The 20,486-nt window shown below is 43.7% G+C and carries 20 protein-coding genes; 6 read left to right on the forward strand and 14 right to left on the reverse strand.

The window, feature by feature from the left end; genetic code table 11:
• The first annotated feature begins 15 nt into the window (after positions 1–15).
• A complete protein-coding gene (locus tag ACOOEY_RS08245) occupies positions 16–525 on the forward strand; it encodes a hypothetical protein (protein ID WP_420388191.1) in 510 nt (169 codons plus the stop codon).
• Here the strand turns inward: ACOOEY_RS08245 and ACOOEY_RS08250 are convergent.
• From ACOOEY_RS08250 to ACOOEY_RS08295, 10 genes are all read right to left on the reverse strand, one after another.
• Positions 522–797 (reverse strand): acylphosphatase, encoded by a 276-nt coding sequence (locus tag ACOOEY_RS08250; protein ID WP_420388192.1) that lies wholly within the window; start codon positions 795–797, stop codon positions 522–524. The two genes, ACOOEY_RS08245 and ACOOEY_RS08250, sit on opposite strands and share 4 nt — an antisense overlap.
• On the reverse strand, positions 781–1,440 hold the full coding sequence (gene deoC, locus ACOOEY_RS08255) for a deoxyribose-phosphate aldolase (protein WP_420388193.1): 660 nt from the start codon (positions 1,438–1,440) through the stop codon (positions 781–783). Before deoC ends, ACOOEY_RS08250 begins: the two co-directional genes overlap by 17 nt.
• Positions 1,430–2,644 carry an NAD(P)-dependent oxidoreductase gene (locus ACOOEY_RS08260; protein ID WP_420388194.1) on the reverse strand — a complete coding sequence of 405 codons (1,215 nt, stop codon included), beginning with the start codon at positions 2,642–2,644 and terminating at the stop codon, positions 1,430–1,432. Before ACOOEY_RS08260 ends, deoC begins: the two co-directional genes overlap by 11 nt.
• A 34-nt stretch (positions 2,645–2,678) precedes the next feature.
• Entirely contained in the window at positions 2,679–3,788 is a 1,110-nt protein-coding gene (locus tag ACOOEY_RS08265) for a glycerate kinase (protein WP_420388195.1), read from the reverse strand.
• On the reverse strand, positions 3,788–5,347 hold the full coding sequence (locus ACOOEY_RS08270) for a sodium:solute symporter (RefSeq protein WP_420388196.1): 1,560 nt from the start codon (positions 5,345–5,347) through the stop codon (positions 3,788–3,790). The genes ACOOEY_RS08265 and ACOOEY_RS08270 overlap by 1 nt, the downstream gene beginning before the upstream one ends.
• A complete protein-coding gene (locus ACOOEY_RS08275; protein WP_420388197.1) occupies positions 5,347–6,690 on the reverse strand; it encodes an amylo-alpha-1,6-glucosidase in 1,344 nt (447 codons plus the stop codon). Before ACOOEY_RS08275 ends, ACOOEY_RS08270 begins: the two co-directional genes overlap by 1 nt.
• Positions 6,691–6,827: 137 nt before the next feature.
• Positions 6,828–7,358 carry a dihydrofolate reductase family protein gene (locus tag ACOOEY_RS08280; protein ID WP_420388198.1) on the reverse strand — a complete coding sequence of 177 codons (531 nt, stop codon included), beginning with the start codon at positions 7,356–7,358 and terminating at the stop codon, positions 6,828–6,830.
• Positions 7,355–7,954 (reverse strand): GyrI-like domain-containing protein, encoded by a 600-nt coding sequence (locus ACOOEY_RS08285; protein ID WP_420388199.1) that lies wholly within the window; start codon positions 7,952–7,954, stop codon positions 7,355–7,357. Before ACOOEY_RS08285 ends, ACOOEY_RS08280 begins: the two co-directional genes overlap by 4 nt.
• An 8-nt stretch (positions 7,955–7,962) precedes the next feature.
• Complete coding sequence (locus ACOOEY_RS08290) at positions 7,963–8,274, reverse strand: antibiotic biosynthesis monooxygenase family protein (RefSeq protein WP_420388200.1); 312 nt, start codon at positions 8,272–8,274, stop codon at positions 7,963–7,965.
• 74 nt (positions 8,275–8,348) lie between these two features.
• Positions 8,349–9,293: a helix-turn-helix transcriptional regulator gene (locus ACOOEY_RS08295; RefSeq protein WP_420388201.1), complete on the reverse strand. Its 945-nt coding sequence runs from the start codon at positions 9,291–9,293 to the stop codon at positions 8,349–8,351.
• 146 nt (positions 9,294–9,439) lie between these two features.
• Between ACOOEY_RS08295 and ACOOEY_RS08300 the strand changes: the two genes are divergently transcribed.
• Genes ACOOEY_RS08300 through ACOOEY_RS08315 form a run of 4 tightly spaced genes read left to right on the forward strand, consistent with a single transcriptional unit; the run spans position 9,440 to position 15,764 of the window.
• The gene (locus ACOOEY_RS08300; protein ID WP_420388202.1) at positions 9,440–10,015 is read left to right on the forward strand and encodes a methyltransferase family protein; all 576 of its coding nucleotides are present in this window, start codon (positions 9,440–9,442) and stop codon (positions 10,013–10,015) included.
• A 5-nt stretch (positions 10,016–10,020) separates the two neighbouring features.
• Positions 10,021–10,215, forward strand: coding sequence for a hypothetical protein (locus ACOOEY_RS08305; RefSeq protein WP_420388203.1), 195 nt, complete (start codon positions 10,021–10,023; stop codon positions 10,213–10,215).
• 43 nt (positions 10,216–10,258) lie between these two features.
• Positions 10,259–12,505 (forward strand): FG-GAP repeat domain-containing protein, encoded by a 2,247-nt coding sequence (locus tag ACOOEY_RS08310; RefSeq protein ID WP_420388204.1) that lies wholly within the window; start codon positions 10,259–10,261, stop codon positions 12,503–12,505.
• The gene (locus ACOOEY_RS08315) at positions 12,498–15,764 is read left to right on the forward strand and encodes a VCBS repeat-containing protein (RefSeq protein WP_420388205.1); all 3,267 of its coding nucleotides are present in this window, start codon (positions 12,498–12,500) and stop codon (positions 15,762–15,764) included. Before ACOOEY_RS08310 ends, ACOOEY_RS08315 begins: the two co-directional genes overlap by 8 nt.
• 2 nt (positions 15,765–15,766) lie before the next feature.
• On the opposite strand, the gene ACOOEY_RS08320 is transcribed toward ACOOEY_RS08315, so the two are convergent.
• Genes ACOOEY_RS08320 through ACOOEY_RS08330 form a run of 3 tightly spaced genes read right to left on the reverse strand, consistent with a single transcriptional unit; the run spans position 15,767 to position 17,934 of the window.
• Positions 15,767–15,973 (reverse strand): hypothetical protein, encoded by a 207-nt coding sequence (locus ACOOEY_RS08320; RefSeq protein WP_420388206.1) that lies wholly within the window; start codon positions 15,971–15,973, stop codon positions 15,767–15,769.
• A gap of 11 nt (positions 15,974–15,984) precedes the next feature.
• Entirely contained in the window at positions 15,985–17,490 is a 1,506-nt protein-coding gene (gene gltX / locus ACOOEY_RS08325) for a glutamate--tRNA ligase (protein WP_420388207.1), read from the reverse strand.
• Positions 17,491–17,550: 60 nt separating this feature from the next.
• Positions 17,551–17,934: a RidA family protein gene (locus tag ACOOEY_RS08330; RefSeq protein WP_420388208.1), complete on the reverse strand. Its 384-nt coding sequence runs from the start codon at positions 17,932–17,934 to the stop codon at positions 17,551–17,553.
• Between the two features lie 49 nt (positions 17,935–17,983).
• On the opposite strand from ACOOEY_RS08330, the gene ACOOEY_RS08335 reads away from it, so the two are divergent.
• A complete protein-coding gene (locus ACOOEY_RS08335; protein ID WP_420388209.1) occupies positions 17,984–18,640 on the forward strand; it encodes a 3-hydroxyacyl-CoA dehydrogenase family protein in 657 nt (218 codons plus the stop codon).
• Here the strand turns inward: ACOOEY_RS08335 and glmS are convergent, their stop codons facing one another.
• A complete protein-coding gene (gene glmS, locus ACOOEY_RS08340; protein WP_420388210.1) occupies positions 18,641–20,476 on the reverse strand; it encodes a glutamine--fructose-6-phosphate transaminase (isomerizing) in 1,836 nt (611 codons plus the stop codon).
• Positions 20,477–20,486: the final 10 nt, after the last annotated feature.

Genomic DNA, 20,486 nt, shown 5'->3' on the forward strand with positions numbered 1-20,486 from the left:
CAAAATTTCCTGACGGTGGACAACCGCTTATTTTTACTCGATAAGAATTATATACTCAAACAGGCCCAGTCAGATCTCAGACTGGAACTACAAGCACAGCTAGTTGACCTGGTAAAAGCAGCCTATTTTGACTGCTTCAATCCACTGCGCCTGCCTGATGAAGTAAGCGAGCAGGTAGAAAACTTTCGCCCCGTTCACCTATCCTTCTTTGACGATCTATATGATATTCTCGCGGGAATTTACAGGTATCAGATTGGAGATAATCAGTTGGAACTACTCTTTGACGGGAGCAGTCACTATGAAAAATACCTTATCGACTGGAAGGAAACTTTTCAAGGCTATGTCAGGGCACTATGCCAGAAGAAGAACTTTATTCTGGCAGCTTTAGAGCTTACCGTATTCCATACCATGGAGAATAGAATCGAGCTGGCACAAAACCGAATGAAAGTGGCCATCTTCGATCATTTTGAACTGAAGGTATACAAGCACAAGGGCATCCAAACCTTCAAAAGCAAGAGTGCTTAACCCCATTGAATACTGAAGGTCTCAAAGCCTTCTGAGTTAACCTCTTCCGTTAAAACTTCTGTAACTACTGCATAGGTTGGACCTTGATGGCACCACTGGATCAGTTCTTCAATGGAATCAGAATCTCCTTCGGCATGAATTTGCACATCACCATTGGGAAGGTTCTTACACCAACCATTGACTTTGAGCTCCGTAGCCTTTTCTCTGGTTGAGGCCCGGTAGTAAACTCCCTGAACTTTTCCTTTGACCGTAATCTTAGTGGCTTTTGGCATATTCTTCCATGATAATTAATCCTGAAGAAGTTCCAAGTCGATCAGCACCGGCTTCAATCATGGCCTGAGCATCTGCCAAAGATTTAATACCTCCCGAAGCCTTTATTCCTACATTAGATGGTGCGGCAGACCTCATTAACCTGACGTGCTCCACTTTGGCCCCGGCCCCGGCAAACCCTGTCGATGTTTTAACAAAGTCGGCTCCGGCTTCAGAACAGATTTTAGTAGCTCTTACAATTTCCTCATCGCTTAGGTAGGCCGTCTCGATGATCACCTTCATCATACAGCCTGCTTCATGAATCTGATGAGCACATTTGGCCAGTTCTACCTTTACCCAGGGCATTCCCTCTTTAAAGGCAGATATGTTCATGACAATATCCAATTCATTGGCACCTTGCTCAATAGCGCGTTTGATCTCGAATTCTTTGACTTCGGTTTGATTGTATCCCAAAGGAAAACCAATTACGGTCACCAGTTGAATATCAGATCCTTCTAATTCCCGAGCGGCTCTTTTCACCCAAAATGGAGGAACGCAAACGCCCAAAAACTGATGTTCTTTAGCCTCAGAAACGATTTGATCTACATCTGCAGCCAGCAAAGTGGGCTTGAGTATAGTATGTTCTATGTATCGATTAATGTCCATTGACATAATCCTGAAGGTAGCTGAATTTATTGGTAAGCTTTCCACCTTCGGTTATGGTGGCTCTTTCTATGATCGCGTCCTTATCTTCACCCAAGAGGTTAGGTAAAATATGTGTCATAAATTCTTTACCGAAGTCTTCGGAAGCGTTACGAGGTAATTCACATGGCAGGTTGTCTACCGCCATCACCGTGATGTTCCCCTCATCCGTATAGGCTTCTTCGACCCGATCATTACTCGGGTTATAATCATATACAGGATTTTCAATAGTACTCGGCTGCTTGGTAGAAGGGATTGAACCTTCAATATCGCAGGTAATATCTGCTACCACATGAATTTTGAAGTCATTCCGTGAAATATCTTCTCTGGTGAAGAGCACAGGAGCTCTTGGGTCCCAGTATGCTCCCGCAATGAGTAAGTCTGCCTTCTTGGCATAAGGCAGAAAGCCAGACTCATAAAGCGAAGGGTCAGCATAGAATTCATCGCGATCGAACAGACCACCATCTTTCTTCTGGTTATAGTCACGGGTATTCAGCTGAGTATATACAGGTTCATTGAAATGCTCATTGAGGAATTCAGCGGCACTCACTTTCCTGATCTTCATTCCATCCAGTACTTCCATAGCCCCTTTGGAAACCCGGCCTCCTCCCGTCAGCAAAATCTTAATTTTTGGTAAATCTACTTTGGGAAACTCTGTCTTCAGATCATCCAGGTCGAAACAGGTATGGGCCGGTCTCAGGTGAAATAGATTATAGCGTTCGCCATAGGTTAAAATACCATTGTACGCACCCACTATCCCCGCATATCGGCCAAAGGCAATGAGACGTTTGCCATTCTTATTGGTCAGGCATTCCCAATCGATGAGCCGGATTTTTTTACTAATAATGGTTTGGAGTAGTTTCCTGTTATACTCTTGCTTCTTAATGGTATGTGAAAAGAAAAAGTGTGTCTTACCATCAGCAAGCATATTCATGGGCACTTCTTTCACTCCAAGAATGATTTCACAATCACTCACGTCATCGACCAAAGTAGCTCCTGCCTGCTCATACTCTTCATCCTTAAAACAACGGATATCGCTGCGCTGACACCTGATGTCTACTGATGGATTCAGATCAAGGATTGATTTCACTTGCTCGGGAGTCAGAGGGACTCTTCTGTCGATAGGCACTTTGCCTTCTTTGATAATACCTATGGTGAGTTTTGCCATGATGCAAAATTAGGATTCTGAAGGCATGAACCAACTACTTGATAAAGCTTTGCAACATCTCTGCCGCCAATTCTTCAACATATTGAGCTGCATTCTGCATGGAGTCCTGAATACCTGAAGCTTTTTCTCTCACCTGCAAGATCTGATCTACGGCCAAATGCTCCCTGACAATAGCGAGGTTTTCCGTTATTCCACATATTATACCAATTGGTATATTATAAGTTTTTGCCTTACCCACTACACCAGATATTACTTTTCCTCCCAGGGTTTGACCGTCCAGTTTACCTTCTCCTGTTATAATCAGGTCAACATCTTTTAATACTTTATCATAATCCAGTATATGAAATACCTGCTCAATTCCGGAGCAAAGTCTGGCATTCAAAAAACTAATCAATCCATACCCCAATCCACCGGCAGCACCTGTTCCCGGATGTTCTTCTTTCCCATTATTGACAATACTCGCCAGATGGCTAAGCCCCTGGTCAAGCATCTCTATTTCCTGAGGTGTTGCTCCCTTTTGCTTTGCAAAGACATGAGAGGCTCCATTGGGCCCGGTCAAGGAGTTTTGCACATCGGACAGAATGGTAAACCGGATGTCTTTATATTTTTTGAGAGCGGACTGATCTATCCTTTCGATTTTGGCCAGGTCTCTTCCCCGAATCGCTTTCAGCTCATTACCATTGGTGGCATAGAATCTGACACCAAGTGCCTCGGCCATTCCGCAGCCACCATCGTTGGTGGCACTCCCACCGATCATTACATCGATTGTCTTCGCTCCATGCTCGACAGCATGAGCGATCAGTTCACCGGTACCATAGGTTGAAGTGTTTGAAGCAGAGCGCTCAAAGTTCTTAAGCAATGGTAAGCCCGATGCGCTGGCCATCTCAATATAGGCCTTATCTCCTTTCAAGAGGTAAGCCGCCTTGACCGGCCTGAACAGGGGATCGGAAACCTCCACTTCTATTCTATCAGCTCCGAGCTCCTTTTCGAGTATATCCAGTGTCCCCTCGCCACCATCGGCCAGTGGTAACTTGGTAACTTTGGCATCGGGCATCACCCTGGAAAGCCCTCTTTCAATGGCATCACAGACCTGATATGCAGTAAGTGAATTTTTAAACTTGTCGGGAGAGATAAGAATATTCATCAGAATAACCCTGGCAATAAGACAGATACCAAAACGATCACAACAAAAAAGGCCAGCAGATAATACACCGGCTTTTGATTAAAATTGACGGGCTCCATGGCTACATCCGGTTGAGCTGACTTAACAGGCTGTAAGACGCTCACCAACCAGGCCACAGCAAAGGTGACTACTGCTCCGATGGCATTCCACCAAAACCAGAAGATTTCGGGCACAAATAACCATAGGTAAACATTCACACCAACCCCTGCCAACAAACCAACATTCGCTCCTCTTGTATTCACCCTTTTCACCAAAATGGCCGCCACAAATGTGGCCAGGATTGGGCCGAAGGAAACCGAACCCACTTTATTAATGGCCTCAATTACCGTATCAGCGATATCTCCCACGAAGAAGGCAATGATCACACAAACTACCCCCCAAAACAAAGCGGTCATGTGGGATAGACGCATATACGCTTTCTCTCCAACTTCCTTACCTCGGGCAAAAAGATCTTCGACTGAAGCAGCCGACAAGGAGTTAATGGCAGAACTAAGGCTCGACATGGCTGCAGAAAATATGGCTACAATCAGCAAACCCACCACGCCATTTGGTAGAAAGTCGCGAATGAAGATAGGAATCATCCTGTCCGGTTGATCAGCAGGTATTTGACTGATGAAATCGGTTTGCGACAAAGCGAGTGTTCCCAAAACCAAACCCATGATGCAATAGGCAAAGGTGATGGGGAAGCGCATCAACCCATTACAAAGTAAGGTCTGTCGCATGGTTTTCATGCTGCTCGCAGAAAGCAGCCGTTGCACCTGGCTCTGATCTGTGCCATAATAGGACACATAAAGAAAGAACCCTCCAATTAACATTGGCCAGAAGCCGAATTGATCTCCGGAAAAACCTAACGAAGAGAAGTCAACGGCCGTAATTCTTTCAGGGTCTACCTTTTCCATGAAGGTACTCCAGCCACCCAACTCTTTCAGTCCAAAGCCAAAGCAGATGATGATTCCTATAAATAGAATAATCATCTGAATCATATCACCATACACTACTGCCTTCATTCCCCCCTGGTAAGAGTAGATCATTGTGACGATACCAATTAACACGATACTCTGCCACATAGGAATTTCCATTACGCTTTCCAGAATAATGGCCACGGTATAAATCATCACTCCTGTTCCGAAAGCGCGACTGATTTGAAACACAATGCTTAATAATACGCGTGTGCTGGGCCCGAATCTTCTTTCCAGAAATTCATAAACACTAACTATCCCTGATTTATAAAAGGAGGGTACTAATACCACCATCAGAAAAATCATGGCCAAAGGCACAGCAAACTCGTAGGTTAGCCAGATCATGCCTCCTCCCTCTTTCAGTCCAACAAATGCAGGGGCTGAAATAAAGCTTACAGCCGAAAGCTGGGTAGCAGCGGTACTCATGGCTAATGGAAACCAGCCAAAGCTTCTGCCTCCAAGGTAGTAGTCGTTTTTGTCTGCCTGATTTTTAAATCGATAACCGAGATAAAGAAAGCCTCCTATATACAGAAGGACAATCGCATAGTCAAGAATGTTCATTAGTCAGCCATTAGGTCTAAAACCACAGCGGCTGTCCATGAGAACCTATCGCCACCATACCCTTTCTCCAGTGTATCTGCGACAGCCTTGCGCGGATCGAAATATTCGTAGAAACCTAAATTATTAACTAATTCCAAAAAATCCCATTTAAGGATATTAGCCGTTCCATGATGTCCATATTTACGGCAACCCTGATAAAGCAGCCAGTTCATCTGTGGCCAAACTGGTCCTTTCCAATATTTCTTGGGGTCAAATATCCAATGGTCAGGATCGAAACTTGGCATAATCCTGAAGCCCTCTTTCCTGTCGCTGAGGATATCCATATAGTCGATGATCTGATCTGCTCTTTTCTGACTTGGGATTCCTGCAAACAGAGAAACAAAAGAACCGACTTCTTTCATCTTAATGTGCTTTTGATTCCTGAGATCATAGGGTGCATACATCCCCAATTCATCCATCCACAGCTTTTCATCGAATGATTTTTTGCTCAGTTCATTCAGTTCCTCAATTTCTGCCGTATCAAAACCGAATTCTTTACCCAGATTGACCAGCGCATCGTTTGACTTAATCAATACCGCATTGTACAGGGTGTCCTGAACCACAAAGGGAGATTCCTTGGCAATTTCTCTTCCCTTGTATTCATGCTTTTTACCCAGTTCCATGAGATAGACATAAATGTCATAATCCCGGTCAGAAGGGCGCTCTGACGGGTCTGCCTTTTTATTATCGTAGCGTTCGTATGGTGGCAGATCTTCCTTGTTGATGGGAATGGTCTTGACCAAATCGTCCCATAAAGGTGAATTGTCTCTTCCAGAGGCCCAGGGGTGATAGATATAAATGAGGCCTTCATTCTCCGGATCGCGATGCTGATAATAGTACCGATGTAACTTCATGAGCTTAGGGTAGAAGGACTTAATAAAGTCTTTCACCTCCTGGCTATCAGGATACATCTGATATATTCTCTCGATAATAAAGGCATGAACCGGAGGCTGGGTAATTCCCGATGTTTCTACCTTTCGGGTTGCCCTTGGCACCTTACTGGACTGCCAATAGTTAGGCCCGGGAAAATAGCCTTCTCTCTTCTTGGAATGAAAGATTATATGAGGCAACATACCATTTTCCCATTGCCCTTCGAACAGGGTTTCCAGTTCTTTAAAAGCCCTTTGTAAGTCGAAACGGGCAAACCCCATGGCAACAAAACCACTATCCCAATTCCATTGATATGGGTATAAATTACCGCTGGGCACTGTGTATCTGTTGTCCCAGGTATTGTCTATCAGAATTTGTATTGCTTCTTTCTTCAGCCGGGGAAATTGACTGATGAGTTTTTCAGAATTGTCCATAATTATGATTCCCCTTTAAATTAGACCATAAAGCGGACAATCAAAAATGAGAATGGGCTGCCTATATGATGGCAAAGGCCATTGCTCGAAAGACAAACCTGTATGAATCAGGCCTATCTCTCGCTATGACCTTAAGCTCAGAAAACTTCATACCTCAGCTCCATAACTCCTGAACTGTAGACCTTAGAGTCTGTTAGTCGGATTTGTTGCATCAGCTGTTCATTTGAAAAAAGCGGAATACCTGCTCCCATTACGTAGGGCATTACATGTACAATCATTTCATCAATCAGACCTGCCTGCAGACAAAGTGTGTTGATCTGACCTCCGCCAATTAACCAGATATCCTTTCCCTCCTCTTTCTTCAATTCTTCAATGCGCGCTGCATGATCTTTCGAAATGAAGAGGACATTTTCATCATCCTTCAAATCAGTATTTCGGGTGAGTACATAATTGGTCTGCTCCTGATATGGAAATGGCACATCGAAGCCCAATACCTGCTGATATGTGGTATTACCCATAATGGTAGTATCAATGGACTGGATAAATGTCGCATATCCGTAATCTTCGTCCTTAGGGTGTGGAAGGCTTTCCAGCCACTCCACACCGCCATCCCGGTCGGCTATCTTACCGTCCAGGCTAATGGCAATGTAAGTGATGAGTTTTCTCATTGAATAGAATATCTGATGATGGTTTTTAATTTACTCACTTCTGTCTTTGTAGGGTCTGACAGATAGATTTCATGGTGTTTACCTGTTATCTCAAACCCTTCTTGTGCAGCAAAACGCAGGATTTTCTCTATTGAAGGACCTTCCTCCTCATAAGAACCTAAATGCATGACCTGTAAACAGAGGCCTTCATGCAGCTCTTCGAAAACAAGTTTGTGATCTGCAGGAAGTTTCTCATCCGCTACCAGGGCAGCAATTGCTTCATCGAAGTCGGACTTCCCTATAAAATCAGGCATACGCATCATCAATTTCCAGTGCCATTCGGTTCTGGATGTCTGTTCGAAAGGTTTATCACCTTCCACCCACCAGAAACCTTCCAGTTTAGGCACAACAAAATCCATATCCCCCGCCTTACTGCTGAACTTCAGCTTATAAGCCAGTGCATAGAGATGCCCGATAGCATGTTCAAAGTCAGGTGCTTCGGGAGCACTCTGACCTTGAGACATGATGTAATAATAGGGTTCGAGATTGACAACTTTGGGCTTTTGACCTGCCGTATAGTATTCTGGATAGGCCTTTTTCAGATCTAGCTTTTCCATAGTCAGCATCAGGAAATGAGTTTAAAGTGATTGAAAAAATCTGTTTTACCGAAGCCGGCAATTTGTGCCGTTGGGTCAGCTTTTTTCATCTGCTCCTCCATCATCTGAGCAGCCCGTTCAGCCTGCTCCAGTGATTCCCATTCTACAATATCAAGAAAAAGCTCCGGCTCTTTGGTTGACTGAAAAGTGAGATGGCTTTTAATACCATCAAATTGGGATGCCATGCCTTGCAATTGCGGTAAGCCTTGCTCAACGAAAGTCTCCGATTGACCTTCCTGTGACCTGTAAATGACGATTTCTTTGATTGAATTTTTGCTCATAACTTGAAATTTTGAGCAAGTAAGCGCGGGCTAGTGACAACCCTATGTCAGTAGGATTTGGAGACTCAAAAAAGTTAGATGTAATTCTGCTTTAGTTCTTCCACCCTTTCAATCATCAATTCATTGAGTTTGGCTGGCGAAACAATTTTAACGGCATCTCCCAAACAAACCAGCCAACGTGAAAAGTAATTAAGTGAGGGTACCAGAAACTTCATCTCAATGTATTCACCAAGATCTGTCTCACTGACAAAACCCTGATAGTACTTTTGGTTAATAATAAACCTGGAAGCATCTCTTCGAATCTGTACTACCACATCTTCTAATCCGGAACCATGCGTCAACCGATTGACAAAATCTTCCAACACTCCTTTTGGCTCAAATCGTTCTTCCAGCATTTCCAGCTTAACCAGTCTGTCTACGCGAAAGTCGCGATGATCTTTCCTCATGCGACACCAGGCCAGTAAATGCCAGCTATTGCCATAGTAGATAAGCCCCATGGGTTCAACCGCTCTTTCTGTCATATCTCCCCGATAATTAGAGAAATATTTAAACTGCAATACCCGCTTTTCTATCAGTGCCTTTTGTATGGTAGCGATAAAATTATTGGGGAAGTTCTCGTCTGAAGGAATAACAGGCTGACTCACCTGTATGGTATCTTCCAGCTTTTCCAGGCCCTCCTTCTGAGCCGTTTTAAGTACAGACTTAATCTTCATCATGGCCTCTGAAAAGTGCTTTTTAATGGAGGCGTCTGTTTGACCTTCTATCAATTTAGCTCCTAAGACTAACGCATTAGCTTCTTCCTCGCTGAACATGACCGGGGGAAGATAATAACCGTCCATGATAAAATAGCCTTTACCTGCCTCTGCTCCAATGGGAACCCCGGCCTCTTCCAAAGCGCGCATGTCACGATACACCGTACGCAGACTTATTTCAAAACGATCTGCTATTTCCTGTGCGGTAATCAGCTTTTTGGTTTGCAGCTGAATAAGCATGGCGGTAAGGCGGTCTATTCTGTTCATGAAGCTGAAAGTTAAAATTTAGGACGCTAAGATGACAGCGTAGAGCGCAATTATCGAAGGTTAAATTCCTGACAGCTAGACGTCATCCGTTTAACTTCTTCGAAGACAGCAGAAACCTAAAGACAAATTATCATTATCATTGCGGCATGTGGGTAGATCACCTGATACTATTTCTTGCCTGGCTGTTATTTTATGGCATCCATAGCGCTCTGGCCAGCACCAGAGTCAAACAGGCTATCCCATTGGGGGACAGCATTTATAGAATCCTCTACAGCCTGCTGAGTACCATCTTATTCTTTGGGCTACTGCTGCTTGGTGCCATGATCTATAGTATGCTACTCTTTCCTCCAACGCCTTTCACTCAATATACAGGACTTATGCTGGCAGCCATTGGTCTGTTTATTATGAAAAGAGCATTCAGGAACTACAGTTTCAGAGCCTTTATGGGATTCAAAAAGAATCTGAAGGAAGGACTGAAGACAGACGGTATACAGGCAAAAATTCGTCACCCCCTATACACAGGCACTTTGCTTGTAGTGATAGGTTATGTCTTTTTCAACCCTCAATTAACCAGCCTGGTCATCTTGATTGCCCTACTGATATACCTGCCTTTTGGTATTCGCTGGGAAGAAAAAAAACTGATCGCCCTTTATGGTGAGGCTTATGAACAATACCGGAGCAAAGTTCCGGCATTATTCCCATCTTTAGGATTGAAAAAATAATCGGATTGAAACAGAAGATATCGGCATGGGCAGCATTTTTTGGTTTGGCAATGGTCATTACCGGCATACTCAGTCGGTTTGTTCATTTCCTTACTGTAGACCAGCGTACCGGTAGTTTCATTATTGGCTTTGCTCTGATGCTATTGGGTACAATCTGGAAGGTAGTTCTGGAAATGAATCAAGACGGCACCGACCATTAGTTTTACAGTCGGCTTTTGCTATTCATATTCTTATATTTGACACATGGAGGTTCGGCTTGGCATTTTGACAATCGCCCTTTTACTACTACTATCAGCTTGTGGCAAAAAGCAGTCTGATCCCTTTGCCGAAAACCAGCAAATGGCAGACCTGCTCAAAGAGCGGCATTTTGCAGTCAGCCCAACTGATATTACCTACTATTTCAATGCTGAAAGGGCTCGCGCTCTGGATTCTATTCGACAGAACTATCCTAAATTTTCGGAAGATTACATTTCTCATAGTTACTGGTATTTCCGTGAAACACTCAATGCCGGACTCACGGAAGAGAGTATTGACCTCATCGACACCTTTATGGAAGACCTGAATAAAAACGGTCAGACTTTGAGTGATCAGTGGAACTACTTCTATCAGAGGCTGCTGGCCCTCTCATATATCCGCCTGGGAGAACAACAAAACTGTCAGCTTAATCACAGTTCCAGTTCTTGCATATTACCGATCAGTGACGATGGAGTTCACCAACTGACTGATGGTTCGACTCGCGCCATTGAGATTATTGAGCCCCTTTTAAAAGACTATCCCGATGACCTGGAGTTGGTCTGGCTGCTAAACATTTGCTACCAAACCCTTGGGCTTTATCCCGAATATGTTCCGAAGGAATACCTGATTCCTGCCAATTCCTTTTCCAATACCGAAGCCAACATCAACAAGTTTAAAGACATGGCTCCGGAGCTGGGTCTGGATGTTATGGGCATAGCCGGTGGTTCCATTTTGGAAGACTTTAACAACGATGGTTATCCCGATATTGTAGCCACTTCTTCCGGGATCAAAGACTCTGACCAGATGCATTTCTTTGTCAACAATGGTGATGGCACATTCACGGATAAGACTGAAGAGGCTGCTTTGAAGGGCCTGGTAGGTGGGCTGAATTGCGTACCAACAGATTATAATAATGACGGGCTCACAGACATCTTTGTGCTTCGTGGCGGCTGGTTCGGCAGATGGGGCCAACACCCTAACTCCTTATTAAGAAACAATGGCGATAGTACATTCACCGATGTCACCGAAGAAGCCGGACTGCTGAGCTTTCACCCAACGCAAACCGCTACCTGGAAAGACTTTAATAATGACGGATGGCTCGATGTTTTCATCGGCAATGAATCAACTGCTGCCAATGCCCGAACAAGGGCAGGAAGGGGCCGTGTCCATGAAGCCGAGTTTTACATCAACCAGGGTGACGGCACATTTAAAGATGTTGCTGCCGAATTAGGCCTGAATTTCAAAGGCCTAATTAAAGGTGTTACTTCTTTCGACTTCAACAATGATGGATGGCAAGACATTTATATTTCTATTATGGGGGCCAATAACATATTGCTGAAGAATAATGGAAGCCTTCAGTTTGAAGATGTTTCTGTGCAGGCTGGTGTACAGGAACCATTCGTGAGCTTTTCAACAGGAACACTGGATTTCGATAATGACGGATGGGAAGATCTTTATGTAGGTGCTTATACCACTTCCAACAATCCACTTTCCCATGAGATTGCTTTTGAGTCTATGGGCAATCAGGCCAATGCTGCATTACCGAGGCTGTATAGAAACAATGGAGACGGCACCTTTAGCGATATAACCGAATCTACAGGAATGAATCACTCAATCTATGGCATGGGCTTCAATTTTGGTGATCTGGATAACGATGGCTATCTCGACATGTACTTTGGAACGGGGGATCCCAATCTGGAGAGCATTATTCCCAACAGAATGTTCAAAAACATAGAGGGCAAAAACTTCATTGAAGTAAGCTATGCCGGAGGTTTTTCGAATATTCAGAAAGGGCACGGCATTAGCTGGGGAGACATTGATGCCGATGGTGATGAGGATATTTACATCACCATGGGCGGAGCTCATGAAGGAGACAGCTATCAGAATCAGTTGCTGGTTAACCCAACTACCTCTTCGGCATGGCTTAACCTAAAGTTGATCGGAGAAGAGAATAAAAAAGCCATTGGCTCCAAAGTGCGCATTGTCACCAACAAAGGTCAGGAGATTTATAGAACGGTGTCTTCCGGTGCCAGCTTCGGTGGTAACAGCTACAATGTTGAAGTTGGACTGAATGGTGCTGAAAGCATCAGCCAACTTAGCATTATGTGGGCAGGCAACTCTGAATGGGAAGACTATGGCCCTCAGTCAATCAATCAGCACATCACCATACAGCAAGAAAACAATAGTGTAGAACAGGTTATGCTGAAGCCAGTCATGCTTCAGCATTCCGGAAATTCAACGCATCACCATGAATAGAAACAAACATTTTTTAAGCTTAATCGCTGCCATACTACTGGTTAGCGCATGTGGTGGCCCAGAAAAGAAGAAGGACACACTTTTTGAATTGCTCTCTCCTAAAGAAACAGGCATTGACTTTAACAATGTCATGCAGGAAACCCGGGAAATCAACCTGATCAGTTTTGCTCCCATCTATAACGGTGGCGGTGTAGCGGTTGGAGATTTCAACAACGATGGTCTGGAAGACCTGGTCTTCACCGGCAACATGGTTTCCAGCAAACTATACATCAACAAAGGCAATATGCAGTTTGAAGATGTAACCGAAACAGCGGGTATTGCAACTACCGTCTGGTGTAACGGAGCCTCAGTGGTGGATATCAATGCAGACGGGTTTCAGGATATCTACATTACCGTTTCCGGTCCTGATAAGACTAAGCGCAAGAACCTTCTCTTTATCAATCAGGGAGATATGACTTTCACTGAAGAGGCCGAGCAATATGGTCTGGCTGATGATGGCTATTCTACCCACAGTGCTTTCTTCGATTATGACCTGGATGGTGACCTCGATATGTACCTGCTTACCTATGGTAACAATGAAGGAACTGACCTCAAAATGGTGAATAAGAAAATCATTGACGGTACTTCCCTCTCTAATGATAAACTCTTCAGGAATGACGGCAATGGTACTTTCACTGACGTAACCATAGAAGCCGGCATACTGGTTGAAGGTTATGGCCTCGGATTGGCCATTAATGACTTCAACAATGACATGTATCCAGATATCTATGTTAGTAATGACTTCCTCTTCGATGACATTGTTTATATCAACAATCAGGATGGCACTTTTACTGATAAGGCTAAAGACTATGTGAAGCATACCAGCCAGTTTGGAATGGGGGTAGATGTGCAGGATTTTAATAATGACCTATTACCTGATATTGTACAGGTGGACATGATGCCTGAAGACAACTACAGACAGAAAAAGATTCTCGGTCCTATGGCCTTTGACTTCTTCAACCTATCGATCAAAGAAGGTTACACGCCACAGTTTATGCGTAATTCTCTTCAGCTCAACCGTGCTGAGACTGGTTTTGCAGAAATAGGTCAGTTTGCTGGTATTCATGAAACTGATTGGAGCTGGGCACCTGTTTTTGCGGATTATGATGGCAACGGATCGAAAGACCTGATTATCACCAATGGCTTCAGAAGAAATGTAACTGATTTCGACTTTAGAAATTATGTGCGTGAGCAGCTGGAAATAGCCAAGGAAAAAGGCAATGATCCTGATGAAGTCGCCCTGGCTATCGTCAAAAAGACCAATGACATTAAACTGGCCAACTATGCCTATGCCTACAATGGCGATCTCACTTTTAGTGACAAGACCGATGACTGGGGACTGAAAATACCGACCTGGTCTAATGGGATGATATATGCAGACCTGGATAATGATGGTGATCTGGATCTGGCTATTTCTAACATTGATGATGTAGCCCACATCTACCAAAACACCCTGAATGACAAGCCTGCCAACCCGGCCTATGTTAAGGTAAAACTGGAAGGTAGTACTATGAATCCTGAAGGTATAGGCAGCAAGATTGTGATCAGACAAAATGGTGCTCAGCAGGCTTTCTATCAATCGAAGACTCGTGGATACTTGTCGAGCATGAGCCCTATTGCACATTTCGGATTAGGATCTGACTCAACTGATGTTCAAATAGAAGTGACCTGGCCCAATGGGCTTTACGAGGTTAAGAACGCAAAGGCTAACTCCACCGTTACCTTCAATATTTCAAATGCTTCAGAAAACAATGAGTCTGGCCAAATCAGGCTCGATAGTGAAAACCAGGCCGCTCAATATGGACTGGATTATCTGGTGGAAGAAAACGACTATGTAGACTTTTACTATGAACCTTTACTACCACACAGGCTTTCTCAACAAGGTCCTGCCATGAGCAAAGGCGATATCAATGGTGATGGATTAGAAGATTTCTTCGTTGGAGGTTCCAGCGGTAAGGACAATCATCTGTTCATTCAGGCTTCCAATGGTAAATTCAGGAGACAGGTACTTCAGTCAGGCAAGGTAGAAGAAGATACAGACGCCCTCTTCTTCGATGCTGACGGAGATGGCGACCTGGACCTTTACATAGCATCGGGTAGCAATGAGTTTGAAGAAGGTAATGATGCCTATCAGGACAGATTATTCATCAACAATGGTCGTGGAAGTTTCACATTGGGTCAATCTATCCCTGAAATGAAAACCAGTACCTCGGTAGTCACAGCAGCCGACTATGATCAGGATGGTGATATGGACCTGTTTATCGGTGGCGGTCTAAAACCGAGACAATATCCATTACCGGGTACTTCATACATTCTGGAAAATGAAGGAGGTGAGTTTAAGAATGTAACAACCAGAGTGTCTCAAGACCTTCAGGAAATTGGTATGATCAGAGGTGCTGATTGGGCCGACATTAATGGTGATGGTCAACTGGATTTGGTAATGACCGGAGAGTTTATGCCAATTACGGTTCTACTGCAGCAAAACGGGCAGTTCATCAATCAAACCGAAACATTAGGATTAGGTAATACAACTGGTTGGTGGAAATCACTACTGGTCACAGATATTAATAATGATGGAAAACCAGATATCATAGGTGGCAACCTTGGGTTGAATACCAAGTATGAAGTTTCCGAAAATGAACCACTTTCCATCTATGCCAAGGACTACGATGGCAATGGAATGATTGATGCGATCATGAGTTGCTACATTGATGGAGAAAAACATATCCTCCACTCAAAGAGTACGCTTGAAGCTCAGGTTGTAGCTTTCAAAAAACGTTTTCTGAAACATGAGGCTTTCGCTCAGGCCAACTTCGAAGAGATTTTACCGGAAGAGCTGCGCAGTGATGCTTATGAGAAGCATGCACGTACCTTCATGCATACTGCTTACATGAATACCGGGAATGGCTTTAAGGCTGTAGCTTTACCTAAGGTAACTCAGATTGCTCCGCTTCAGAAGATCATCAGACAGGGAGAAAAGTACTATCTAAGTGGTAATGATTATTCGACTGAGGTAACTGTTGGTCAGTACGATGCGAGCCGGGGATTTGAAATGACTTTTAATGCTCAGAAAGGTGAGTTTGAGATCAACGATCAGTCAGACTACAAAGCATTAGGAGATGTAAAAGAGGCATTAACCATTCAGGTGAAAGATCAGCTGATTGTCGTTCATGGAGTGAACAACAACCAGCTTTATGTCAGGGCTATAGAAGAGGAATAAGTTTATTCCTCTTCATCAGAGGCCCCTCTGATTTCATCAAGATCATCGCGGTCTCTCAGTTTTTTGTCATCGACTTTCTTGTTCAGAAATTCATTGATTTTATCGATGGGCAAACTCTTTTGTATTTCACCAAATGAGTCGATGTTCAATTCAAGCCCATCGAGTTCCTTGGCTACTTTCGGCTTTTCTTCAGGTTTCTTCTTTGCCATAATCTTTTACTTTAATTCAATTCTTCGGCAGCCTTTCCAATTCTGGCCGCTACCTCATCTGCCCCGAGAATCTCTACAATCTCCATCAGGTCAGGACCGCCTGCCTGTCCGGTCAGAGCCAGTCTCAATGCAGGCATTACTTTACCTAGTGGCATTCCGTCTCTTTCGAGCACTTCAATCAGAAGGGCTTTTGCTGAGTCTTTATCATAAGCATCAGCCTTTTTAAGTTCTTCTGAGAACTCCACCAGTTTATTGGCAGCTTCTTCGTTCCACTTCTTCCTCACTACCTTCTCATCATATTCAGTAGGTCTTTCAAAATAGAACCTTCCTGCCTCAGGCATCTCCTGTATAAAGGTTACCCTTTCTTTTAACGAAAGCGCAATGGCTTTAGCTCTTTCTCTATCAATATCTACATCGATAAGCGATAGGAACTGATCAGTCAGTTCATCATCACTCATGAATTTCAAGTATTGCTGATTGAACCATTTGGCCTTCTCAATATCGAATTTGGCACCTGCCTTATTGATCTTCTCCAGGCTGAAAGCTTCAATCAGATCATCCATGGTGAATAGTTCCTTCTCTCCTCCTGGGTTCCATCCTAACAAGGCGAGGAAGTTGATAAAGGCATCTGGCAAATAGCCGGTTTCTTTAAACCCAACAGAGAGTTCGCCAGTTTCCGGATCATTCCAGTTCAATGGGAATATCGGAAACCCTAATTGATCAGCAGCTCTCTTAGACAGCTTTCCATTACCATCTGGTTTAAGTAACAATGGAAGATGGGCAAATTCAGGGGCATCCCATCCAAGGTACTCATACAGCTTCATATGGAGTGGAGCTGAAGGCAACCATTCCTCACCACGAATCACATGGGTGATTTCCATTTGATGGTCGTCTACAATGTTTGCCATATGATATGTAGGCATGCCATCGGACTTCATTAAAATTTTGTCGTCCAGTGTTGCCGTATTCACAACTACCCAACCTCTTACAATATCCTTGAATCTGACATCCTCATTCCTCGGTAGCTTAATACGAATAACATAGGGCTCTCCCGCATCCATCTTGGCTTGAGTTTCTTCAGCAGATAATGTCAGTGAGTTAGACATCTGCATCCTCGTTACCGCATTGTACTGAGGGTTTGCCACACGAGCTTCCTTGAGTCGCTCCCGCATAGCGTCTAACTCTTCAGGGGTGTCAAAAGCATAGTATGCCTTGCCTTCATCGACCAGTTGCTGAGCGTATTTTTGGTAGGTTTCCTTTCTCTCTGATTGTCTGTATGGACCGAAGTCTCCTCCGTAGTTCACTCCTTCATCAGGCGTAATACCAGCCCATTTCAGAGATTCCTCTATGTATGCTTCTGCACCCGGTACAAACCTGGTCTGGTCTGTATCTTCGATTCTCAGAATAAAAGTACCCTGATGCTTTCTGGCAAAAAGGTAGTTATACAAAGCCGTTCGAACTCCTCCAATATGTAAAGCTCCCGTTGGACTGGGAGCAAAACGTACTCTAACACTCATGGTCTTTTTTTAATTAGGCCGCAAATATATAAAGTCTCAGAACAAGAATTGTTCAGCAGACTAAAGATCGACAGCGATACAGGAAATCTCTACATTAACATCCTTTGGTAGTCTCGCTACCTCTACCGTTTCTCTTGCCGGGGGATCAGTCTTGAAATACTGACCATAGGCTTCATTGATTGTGGCGAATTGGTTCATGTCTTTAATAAAGATGCTACACTTCACCACATTGGCAAAACCCATTCCTGCCTCAGAGAGGATGGCTTCAATATTTTTCATGACCTGATGAGTCTCTTCAGTGATATTCTCATTAATCATTTCACCGGTTACCTGATCGAAAGGAATCTGGCCGGAAACAAACAATGTATTACCTGCTTTTACAGCCTGGCTGTAAGGTCCGATAGGTGCTGGAGCTTGGTCGCTGACAATGATCTTTTTAGACATATTAGTTAAGTTTTACAGATTCTATACTTTTGTCACAAATTAGTCATTTATGAACATTCTAGCGGTAGGCAGTCAAAGTGAATTCAATGAGTTGAAAGAAAAACTCGGAGCTTCTCATGAACTTCAGCACATCTCCAGTGCAGACATGATTGAGGACTTTGACGGTGTTGATCTGGTTTTTGACTTTAATATTGCTGATCAGCCCGAAGATCTGGAGGTTTATACTCAGCAAGAGGGCCTGAGTGTCTTTATCAATGCGCCCAAAATCAGCCTGGCTGAATTGGCTTTCTATCAAAATGAGATCGACTGTAAGCTATATGGCTTCAATGGTCTGCCTACCTTTATCAACCGGGAAATACTAGAGGTCTCCAGCCTGAATGATGATGAAGGTCTTAAACAGCTTTGTGAGCAATTAGGCACTGACTATGAAATTGTAAAGGATCGCGTGGGTATGGTAACTCCACGAGTTATTTTCATGATCATTAATGAGGCTTTCTACACTGTTCAGGAAGGTACTGCTTCAAAAGAGGATATAGATAAGGGAATGAAACTGGGCACCAACTATCCCTTTGGCCCATTTGAATGGGCCGACCGAATAGGCCTGAATCATGTCTATGAAACTTTGGAAGCGATCTATGAAGACACAAAAGAAGAGCGGTACAAAATCTGCCCGCTCCTCAAACGTGAATATCTTTTGTTGAACTGATTATTCTACTGTGACTGACTTAGCCAGATTTCTTGGCTGGTCTACATTACAACCTCTCATCACTGCAATGTGGTAGCTAAGCAGCTGTAATGGAATTACTGAGATCAATGGCATAAGGGCCTCATGAGCCGCAGGCACCTCAATGATGTGGTCTGCCATTCCGGCAATGTCAGTATCACCTTCGGTTACTACTGCTATTACCTGTCCCTTTCTGGCCTTTACTTCCTGAATGTTCGATACGATCTTCTCATAAGAACTATCCTTTGTGGCAATAAAGACAACCGGCATATTCTCATCGATCAATGCGATTGGACCATGCTTCATTTCTGCTGCAGGATAACCTTCTGCGTGGATGTAAGAGATTTCCTTCAGCTTCAAGGCACCTTCTAATGCAACAGGGAAGTTATAGCCTCTACCGAGGTAAAGACAGTTTGTAGCATTTTTGTATTTCTCAGCGATAATTTCAATCTGTGCATTCAGATCGAGGCATTTCGCTACCTTTTCCGGTACAGCTTCAAGCTCGTGTAAAAGGTTTCTATAAACGCTTTCCTTAAGTGTACCCTTCTTGTTGGCAATCATCAGTGCCATCATCGTAAGCACAGAAATCTGAGCTGTAAATGCTTTGGTACTGGCTACGCCAATTTCCGGTCCTGCATGAGTATAACTTCCGGCATGAGTTGCTCTTGGAATAGAGCTACCTACTACGTTACACACTCCCAGAATGGTAGCGCCTTTACTCTTAGCCAGTTCAATCGCTGCGAGCGTATCAGCCGTTTCTCCAGATTGAGAAATGGCTATTACTACATCTTTTTCTCCTACTACTGGATTTCTGTATCTGAATTCCGAAGCGTATTCTACTTCAACAGGAATTCTACAGAACTCTTCAAAGATATATTCAGCGACCAGACCGGCATGCCATGAAGTACCACAGGCAATGATCAGGATGCGGTCTGCATTCTTGATTTTGTTTACATAATCATGGATACCTCCCAGGTGCAAATGTCCTTCAGAAGCATTCAATCTTCCGCGGAGACAGTCTCCAATAGATTTAGGTTGTTCGAAGATTTCCTTCAGCATAAAGTGATCGTAACCACCTTTTTCAATTGCTTCCAGTTCCATATCCACCTTATGAACATAAGGCTTCATTTCAACATCTTCAATATTCTTAATAGTCAGGTTATTATTCTCGATGATAGCGATCTCCTGATCATCCAGATAAACCACCTCATTGGTGTATTCGATGATTGGAGTAGCATCTGAAGCGAGGAAAAACTCATCTTTTCCTAGTCCAACTACTAGTGGACTACCCTTTCTTGCTGCAATGACCAAGTCTGGATTGTCAACTGAAAGAATAACAATAGCGTAGGCACCAACCACCTTAGTGAGAGCAAGTCTCACAGCTTCGGCCAGGTCTACCTTTGTATTCTGATAAATATCTTCAATAAAGTTGATGAAAACCTCAGAGTCAGTTTCACTCTGGAAGGTATATCCCTTTTTAATCAACTCAGTCTTGATAGCGGCATAGTTTTCAATGATACCGTTGTGTATCATTACTAGTTTTCCACTATTCGAAACATGAGGGTGAGCATTGGTGTCACTCGGAGCTCCGTGTGTAGCCCATCTGGTATGACCAATACCTACGTTAGCTTCTAATTTCTGATCTTTTGCAAAGTCATGTAAGGTCGACACCTTACCTTGTTTTTTATATACATTCAGGTCGCCATTCAATAAAGCAACTCCAGCACTATCATATCCTCTGTATTCAAGTCTTTGAAGCCCCTTAATAATCACTGAATAGGCCTGTCTCTTACCGATGTATCCTACAATACCGCACATGTGATTTATA

The organism is Roseivirga sp. (assembly GCF_965216855.1).
Taxonomy (GTDB): Bacteria; Bacteroidota; Bacteroidia; order Cytophagales; family Cyclobacteriaceae; genus Roseivirga.